The sequence below is a fragment of the Pseudomonas arcuscaelestis genome, assembly GCF_016881005.1.
Taxonomy (GTDB): Bacteria; Pseudomonadota; Gammaproteobacteria; order Pseudomonadales; family Pseudomonadaceae; genus Aquipseudomonas; species Aquipseudomonas arcuscaelestis.
Window position 1 is genome coordinate 1 of record NZ_JACOPV010000036.1, and the last position, 7,255, is coordinate 7,255.

7 protein-coding genes and 2 pseudogenes are annotated in these 7,255 nt (G+C 62.2%); 4 read left to right on the forward strand and 5 right to left on the reverse strand.

The features are described from left to right. The 3 genes and pseudogenes from H8F21_RS30190 to H8F21_RS28890 all read left to right on the forward strand — a co-directional run. Positions 1-126 (forward strand): annotated as a pseudogene (locus H8F21_RS30190) (phage integrase N-terminal SAM-like domain-containing protein); the annotation flags it as partial. Beyond that, positions 103-480 (forward strand): TCP-1/cpn60 chaperonin family protein, encoded by a 378-nt coding sequence (locus H8F21_RS29810; RefSeq protein ID WP_014342205.1) that lies wholly within the window; start codon positions 103-105, stop codon positions 478-480. The pseudogene H8F21_RS30190 and the gene H8F21_RS29810, both read left to right, overlap by 24 nt. 226 nt (positions 481-706) lie before the next feature. Continuing rightward, complete coding sequence (locus H8F21_RS28890) at positions 707-2,239, forward strand: IS91-like element ISCR3 family transposase (protein ID WP_001747814.1); 1,533 nt, start codon at positions 707-709, stop codon at positions 2,237-2,239. Between the two features lie 91 nt (positions 2,240-2,330). On the opposite strand, the gene H8F21_RS28895 is transcribed toward H8F21_RS28890, so the two are convergent. Together H8F21_RS28895 and tet(G) are read right to left on the reverse strand one after the other, a co-directional pair. Next, on the reverse strand, positions 2,331-3,053 hold the full coding sequence (locus H8F21_RS28895; protein ID WP_223151157.1) for a LysR family transcriptional regulator: 723 nt from the start codon (positions 3,051-3,053) through the stop codon (positions 2,331-2,333). Positions 3,054-3,142: 89 nt separating this feature from the next. Beyond that, positions 3,143-4,318 carry a tetracycline efflux MFS transporter Tet(G) gene (gene tet(G), locus H8F21_RS28900; RefSeq protein ID WP_001257840.1) on the reverse strand — a complete coding sequence of 392 codons (1,176 nt, stop codon included), beginning with the start codon at positions 4,316-4,318 and terminating at the stop codon, positions 3,143-3,145. Positions 4,319-4,421: 103 nt separating this feature from the next. Here tet(G) and tetR(G) point away from each other — a divergent pair, with 103 nt between their 5' ends. Further along, complete coding sequence (gene tetR(G), locus H8F21_RS28905) at positions 4,422-5,048, forward strand: tetracycline resistance transcriptional repressor TetR(G) (protein ID WP_000163574.1); 627 nt, start codon at positions 4,422-4,424, stop codon at positions 5,046-5,048. On the opposite strand, the pseudogene H8F21_RS28910 reads toward tetR(G), so the two are convergent. The 3 genes and pseudogenes from H8F21_RS28910 to H8F21_RS28920 all read right to left on the reverse strand — a co-directional run. Beyond that, positions 5,045-5,161 (reverse strand): annotated as a pseudogene (locus tag H8F21_RS28910) (DUF3363 domain-containing protein); the annotation flags it as partial. The gene tetR(G) and the pseudogene H8F21_RS28910 overlap by 4 nt on opposite strands. Positions 5,162-5,254: 93 nt before the next feature. Continuing rightward, positions 5,255-6,469, reverse strand: a complete 1,215-nt coding sequence (floR, locus tag H8F21_RS28915) for a chloramphenicol/florfenicol efflux MFS transporter FloR (RefSeq protein ID WP_203585811.1) — start codon at positions 6,467-6,469, stop codon at positions 5,255-5,257. Positions 6,470-6,685: 216 nt separating this feature from the next. Further along, positions 6,686-7,255: DUF3363 domain-containing protein (locus H8F21_RS28920; protein WP_203585812.1), on the reverse strand; the 570-nt coding region annotated here is incomplete at its 5' end.

The following is a 7,255-nucleotide window of genomic DNA, read 5'->3' on the forward strand; positions in this document are numbered from 1 at the left end:
AGCGAAGTCGAGGCATTTCTGTCCTGGCTGGCGAACGAGCGCAAGGTTTCGGTCTCCACGCATCGTCAGGCATTGGCGGCCTTGCTGTTCTTCTACGGCAAGGTGCTGTGCACGGATCTGCCCTGGCAGGGCATCAACGAAGACCAGAACCTGGGCATCGCCATCACCCGCCGTGCGCTGGAAGCCCCGCTGCGCGCCATCGTGGCCAACGCCGGTGAAGAACCGAGCGTGATCGTGGCCAACGTCAAGGCCGGCGAAGGCAGCTACGGCTACAACGCCGCCACCGGCGAGTTCGGCGACATGATCGCCATGGGCATCCTGGACCCGACCAAGGTGACCCGCTCGGCCCTGCAGCACGCCGCTTCCGTCGCCGGCCTTGCGATCACGACCGAAGTGGTCGTGGCCGAAGTGCCGAAGAAGGAAGAGCCGGCCATGCCGGGTGCTGGCGGTATGGGCGGCATGGGCGGCATGGATTTCTGATCCGGTTGGCCCGGTCGTCAGGGAACCGGACCGCGCCAGCGCGGTCCGATCCCGGCAACGACCCGACATCAAGGCCCCAAGGACGGGGCCGGAGCCCGGCAGCGATGCCGGGCTTTTTGTTGTGCCCGCGCCGCGGCAATGTCTGACGCGAAGATCAGAACGCACCGATACGAACGTGCGAACACAGGCGCAACACTGAGCAGCCGTCCCCGCACCGGAGCGCTGCGTGCCGCGCCTCGCCACATCCCGGCGGCAAGCCGCGGGATGCGCGCCACTGCCGTCCGCCCACACCGGTTCGCGGTACGCGCGCCACGCGCCCGAGCGCACGCTGCTGTACGCGTTGGTAGAGGCGCACTACCCGGACTTCATTGCACGGATCGAAGCGGAGGGCCGCTCGCTGCCCGGGTATGTCCGCGAGGCGTTCGATGCCTACCTGCGTTGCGGCGTACTCGAGCACGGCTTCCTGCGGGTGGTGTGCGAGCACTGCCGTGCAGAGAGGCTGGTGGCCTTCTCCTGCAAGAAGCGCGGGTTCTGCCCGAGTTGCGGCGCGCGACGCATGGCCGAGAGTGCGCGGCACCTGGTCGAGGAGGTGTTCGGCCCGCGGCCTGTGCGGCAATGGGTGCTGAGCTTTCCGTACCCCTTGCGTTTCCTGTTCGCCAGCAAGCCAGAAGCCATTGGCCCGGTGCTGGGCATCGTGCAGCGCGTGATCGCCGGCTGGTTGGCCGATCAAGCCGGCATCGACCGCGCCAGCGCCCAGTGCGGCGCGGTGACGCTGATCCAGCGTTTCGGCAGCGCGCTGAACCTGAACATCCACTTCCACATGCTGTGGCTCGACGGCGTGTACGTGGAAGCCACCGAGCTGCCGCGGCGCGAACTGCGCCTGCACCGCGCCCGTGCGCCCACCACCGCGCAGTTGACCCAGCTGGCAGCTACCATCGCGCACCGGGTGTGTCGGCACCTGACGCGCAAAGGCTGGCTCGAAGGGGAGGGCGAATCGGCCTTCCTGGCAGACAGCGCTGCAGGCGACGACAGCATGGATGGGCTGCGGATGAGTTCGATCACCTACCGCATCGCCACCGGCCGCGACGCTGGCTGCAAGGTCGTCACGCTGCAAACGCTGCCCGGTGACGCCGGTTCGCTGGAGGGCGAAGCCGGCAAGGTCGGCGGCTTCTCACTGCATGCCGGCGTGGCGGCCGAAGCACACGAAAGCCACAAGCTGGAAAAGCTGTGCCGCTACATCACGCGCCCGGCGATCAGCGAGAAGCGGCTGTCGATAGCGCTCCAGGGCAGGGTGCGTTACCAGCTCAAGACCCCGTGGCGCAATGGCACCACGCATGTGGAATGGGATCCGGTGGATTTCATCGCCAAGCTGGCGGCGCTGGTCCCGCCACCTCGCGCGCATCTCACCCGCTTCCACGGCGTATTCGCCCCGAATGCAAACCTGCGTGCGCAGCTGACGCCCTCGGGGCGCGGCAAGCGGCCTGCGGGCGATGCGGCGCCAGTGGACGTCAGCGCCCACGACGCGCCGCGCAGCCCCGAGGAGAAGCGCCGTGCGATGAGCTGGGCGCAACGGCTCAAGCGGGTCTTTTCCATCGACGTCACCGCCTGCGTCCACTGCGGTGGCACCGTGCGGATCGTCGCCAGCATCGAGGAACCCACCGCCATCCGCGCCATCCTCGCCCACTTCGAGAAGCACGGCGCGCGGGAAGAAGCGCACTACAGGCCCGCAGCGCGCGCGCCGCCAGTGCAAGCCGCGTGACGATCTGCCGGCTGCACAGCCGACGGCGAAACCGGAATCCGAGCCGATGCGGCCACGATCCGCAGGGCGGCGCTCGGCCCGCTGTCGGGAATCAGCGAAGCATGGCTGCTGACAACGCCGCTGCGTGGCCCCGCGATGCCGAAATCCCACTCACAGACGTCCGATCCGTGCCCAAAACGGGGCTTGCGCGACCGCCGCCTACCCAGCAGACTGCCCGAAAAGGGCGTTTGAACTTCCTATACGCAAGGAACGTCTCGCCTGCCAAATCGGGCCATGTGACGGCTGACCGCTTGGCGAGCGGATGCCGTTCCGGTAGCACCGCCAAGAGCGGTTCGGTCCATGTGCGACGGGAATGGCAGTCGGGTGGTTGGGGCGTGCCCGCGACGAACGCCACGTCCAACCTGCCGGCGCGAAGCTGCACCACCGCTTCACGGGCCGGGCCTTCGGCGATCTCGACTTCAACATCGGGGTAATCCTTGCGGTATTGGCCGATCAGCTTTGCGAGGAAGCTATGCGGAATCAGGGCATGGATACCGATACGAAGCCGGCCGCTTTCTCCGGCTGCCGCCATGCCGGCGGTTTTCACCGCATGGTCGAGTTGGTCAATACCTACGGCTATCCGCTCGACGAAATGGCGTCCGGCCTCGGTCAGCCGAACGCCGCGCGCATGACGCTCGAACAAGAGGATGCCGAGGTCTTCTTCCAGTGCCTTCACGCGGGCGCTGACGCTGGACTGTGCAACGCCGAGCGCGTTGGCGGCGTGACGGAAGTTGAGATATTCGGCGACAGCGAGAGTGTGAACTAAGGTCATCATTGGCACTCGCCCCGAAAGGAGATGATTGCTCAACAGATTTAATCCGTCATTTCTCCTAAGTCTACGCATGCCAAATCGCCATGACTAAATCACAATGAAGTTGCGAATGGTCTGCGTAGTATTGGCAGACATATTAAATAGAGGATCGCGCCGACAATCCAAACCCAACCGTTCCATGCCCCGGCGGTGGCAGAATAGAGTGCTGTGAAGCCAAGCGGTCCTGCGATAGAGCTTAGATTGGTGAGGCTCGTTAGCGTTCCTTGCAAAGCCCCTTGCTTGTTACTGCTGACATTGTTTGAGAGCATTGCCTGCAAGGCCGGCATGCCAACACCCCCGGCGGCAAGCAGCAACAGAATCGGGAACACCATCCATCCCTGCGTGGCAAAAGCCAGAAGAACGAAGCCAGTCGCATCCGCAGCCATGCCAAACAGCAGCGTGCGCCGCTCTCCAAGCCGGCTTGAAAGCGGGCCGGTAACAAACGCTTGGAAGATCGCATGTGTTGCCCCAAACGCCGCGAGCGACAAACCAACGGTCGCGGTGTTCCACTGAAAACGGTCCTCGCCATATATGACCCATAGGGCTGCAGGCACTTGGCCGATCAGTTGAATAATGAAGAAAACTGCGAAAAGCGCACCTAGCCCGCGCAATGCATCATCCAGCCGTAACAGAACGAATGGTTTGATGCGAACCGGCTTTCCGGTCCCGCCATGGCTGTGATGAGTCTCCTTGAGGAAAATGCAGGCAAGCAGGAACGCGAACCCGTTGAGAAGGGCGGCGGCGATAAACGGGGCATGAGCAGAGATACCACCGAGCATGCCACCAAGTGCTGGCCCGGCAATCATGCCCGCCCCATAACAGGCCCCCATGTAGCCGAACCAGCGTGCGCGAGAACCTTCCCCCGTCGAATCGGCAATGGTTGAGGCTGCTACAGCTCCGGTTGCGCCCGTGACGCCGGACACGAGTCGGCCGATATAGAGCACCCATAAGACCGGCGCTGATGCCATAATCGTGTAATCGACTGCGGCTCCTGCAAGAGAAGCCAGAAGTACCGGACGCCGACCGTAAGAATCCGAAAGCTGTCCAAGCATGGGCGCGAAGACGACCTGCATCAATGCATAGAGCGACAGCAAGGCACCATAGTGTCCAGCGACCTGCTCTGCTGGCACAAGCTCACGCAGAAGCGTCGGAAGGACGGGCATGATGAGGCCGAGACCCATGGCGTCAAGACCCACGATCAGCAGGGCAATGATGGCAGAGCTGCGCACCTGAAACTCCAGCGCCGCTCAATGGAGCGACTTTATCAACGATAAGGAGATGGACATATAACTTATCGGTGATAAATTGTCAAGCACTGGCGAAGGAACGTGAATGACCAAACTGGACAAGGGCACCGTGATCGCGGCGGCGCTAGAGCTGTTGAACGAGGTTGGCATGGACAGCCTGACGACGCGGAAGCTCGCTGAACGCCTCAAGGTTCAGCAGCCTGCGCTTTACTGGCATTTCCAGAACAAGCGAGCGCTGCTTGATGCGCTCGCCGAGGCGATGCTGGCGGAACGCCATACCCGCTCGCTACCCGAAGAGAATGAGGACTGGCGGGTGTTCCTGAAAGAGAATGCCCTGAGCTTCAGAACGGCGTTGCTCTCTTATCGGGACGGCGCGCGTATCCATGCCGGCACTCGACCGACAGAACCGAATTTTGGCACCGCCGAGACGCAAATACGCTTTCTCTGCGCGGAGGGCTTTTGTCCGAAGCGCGCCGTTTGGGCGCTCCGGGCGGTCAGTCACTATGTGGTCGGTTCCGTTCTCGAGCAGCAGGCATCTGATGCCGATGAGAGAGTTCCGGACAGGCCAGATGTGTCCGAGCAAGCACCGTCGTCCTTCCTGCACGATCTGTTTCACGAGTTGGAAACAGACGGCATGGATGCTGCGTTCAACTTCGGACTCGACAGCCTCATCGCTGGTTTCGAGCGGCTGCGTTCATCTACAACAGATTAGAGGCTTATGCCCCTTTGCCGCCCCAACTGCCACGACACCGATCCGCTTTGCACGATGCCCATGACCTCACGGCCGAGCTGGCGGTCGATGACCGGCCGCCACGGGACAAGGGAAATGAGCGGTATCTTGCCAGACAGGATACCGCCATTCACGAGGTTTCGAAGATTATTGCGCCGCATCGGAGCGGGCTTGCTTCCAGTCGTCGGCTAGACGACTGGCGACTTCTCGGTGGCAGCATCACGGGATCGAAGGAGCGCCAGCCCCAACGACACCAGCACTGCCATTGCCGTGGCGTAACAAATCACGGGCCACGCTGTATCGCCGTTTAACAGCGTCACCGCCAATGTCCCGACGATACTGACTATCAGGCTTTGGATGCAGAAGTAGAACGCAACCGCTGATCCAGCGATGTCGTCGAACTGCGCAAGTGCGCCGTTGGCGGTAACGGACACCGTGAAGACAATACCGACCGCGACAACCCACATCGGTAGGATGAAGGTGAGGAATGACGGCGAGCCGTAAAGTTCGCCGATCCCCAACAGGACCGCTCCGCAAACAAGCAACGCCATCCCACGCGCCACGCATCCTGCGATGCCCCATCTGGCGACAAAGGACTTCGCGAAACGGGTTGTCACGATCATTACAAGCGCGACAGTGGCGAAGGCAAAGCTGAATCCGATCTCGGAATATTCCGCTTGGCCTATGAGCACACGGGGAGCCGTCGAGAAGAAGACGAAGAAGGTGCCCATACCGGCGCTAAAGCCGACAGTGTAAACCCAAAAAGCCGGACTCGCGAAGATCGGCAAGACAGATCGGCGCGTCTTGACTTGATCCAGAGGGCGGGTTTCGTGCCACCTGAAACCCGCATTTAGGAGTGCGAGCATCGCCAGTATAGCCAAAGTAATGAATATCGCCTGCCATCCCAAGAACTCGCCGATCAATGCTCCGGCGATAGGGCCGAGCGCAGGCACGAACGCCAGCATCGAACTGAAAAGGCCGTAGATGACGACACCCTCAGGACGGTTGGCATAAACGTCGCGAACCGTCGCGAACGTCGCCACCAGCATGGCCGACGCGCCCACTGCTTGAAGTAGACGGAAAGCGACAAAGGCCGGTGCAGTTGAAGACCAAGCTGCTCCCAGAGACGCAATGACGAAAGCCGTTGCGCCCGCAAGTAGAATTGGCCGTCGCCCGATTCTGTCTGAGAGCGGACCAAAAATCACCTGGCCCACGCCGAGCATCACCATATAGAGGCTCAACGTGAGTTGGATCATAGCGGGCGTCGTGTTCAGGATGCCGGGCATCGCTAGAACGACAGGGAGATAAATATCCATCGCCAGTGAAGCGAGGATGTCGAAAGGAGCCATCAGCAGCAGTGCTGCCGGCAGCGTATAGGCCCACGCGGGGCGTGTGGTGGTCATGACGAATCAACCCTCGATTAAGGAATACCGGGCGACGTCTGCTCGTCAGCAATCAGATGAGACTAGCCTTACAGAGCGCCGCAACAACAATACTGGTTGTTGCGGCTTACTTGTCTGCTGACTTGGAATTTCCCATCTGATTACTCCACGCTTACGAATATGAATTGCTACATTTTATCCGATTATCTTTTGCTTCGCAATGCGGCATGGGCGCACTCAGCGTTCCAGCCCCCTCTGCCGCCCTAACTGCCACGACACCGACCCGCCCTGCACGATGCCCATAACCTCGCGGCCGAGTTGGCGGTCGATGATCGGCCGCCACGGGACAAGGGTGAACTCGTGGCTCTTTTCCACGATGGCGAACTTGCCGCTCGTTAGCTGGACAGTCCCGGTGAACTTGCCGCTGACACTCTCACCATCCTTGGCGGCGCGGAACGGCAGCGCCTTGCCCTCGGCCATCTCCGCACCGGCGCGCGCAACTTCCCGCTCGCGCAGGGTGGCGAGAAGATTGCGCCGGTAGAAGATTCGGCCGTCCCTGTTGCGCGTGGCGTCGCGCTGTTCGATATGATGCTCGCGGCGCTGGTCCATGGCTTCGCGGACCTGTTGCCCGAAGCCGGTCGGCGCAAGGTCGGCCGTTTCGCCATGGACCAATCGCCGGTCCATCCCCGGATCGAGGATGAGCCGGTCGGCAGCGACCCCGCTCCGTCGCAAGGCGGAAACCCGCGCCTCGAAGAACCGCACAATCTCGTCGAGCGCGTCTTCGGGTCGAAGGTGACCGGTGCGGGT

What these genes read in the sequence shown, in the direction of transcription:
- H8F21_RS28895 (WP_223151157.1), bottom strand. Translation starts at nt 3,053, where the DNA reads ATGATGACCTTAGTTCACACTCTCGCTGTCGCCGAATATCTCAACTTC.
- floR (WP_203585811.1), bottom strand. Translation starts at nt 6,469, where the DNA reads ATGACCACCACACGCCCCGCGTGGGCCTATACGCTGCCGGCAGCACTG.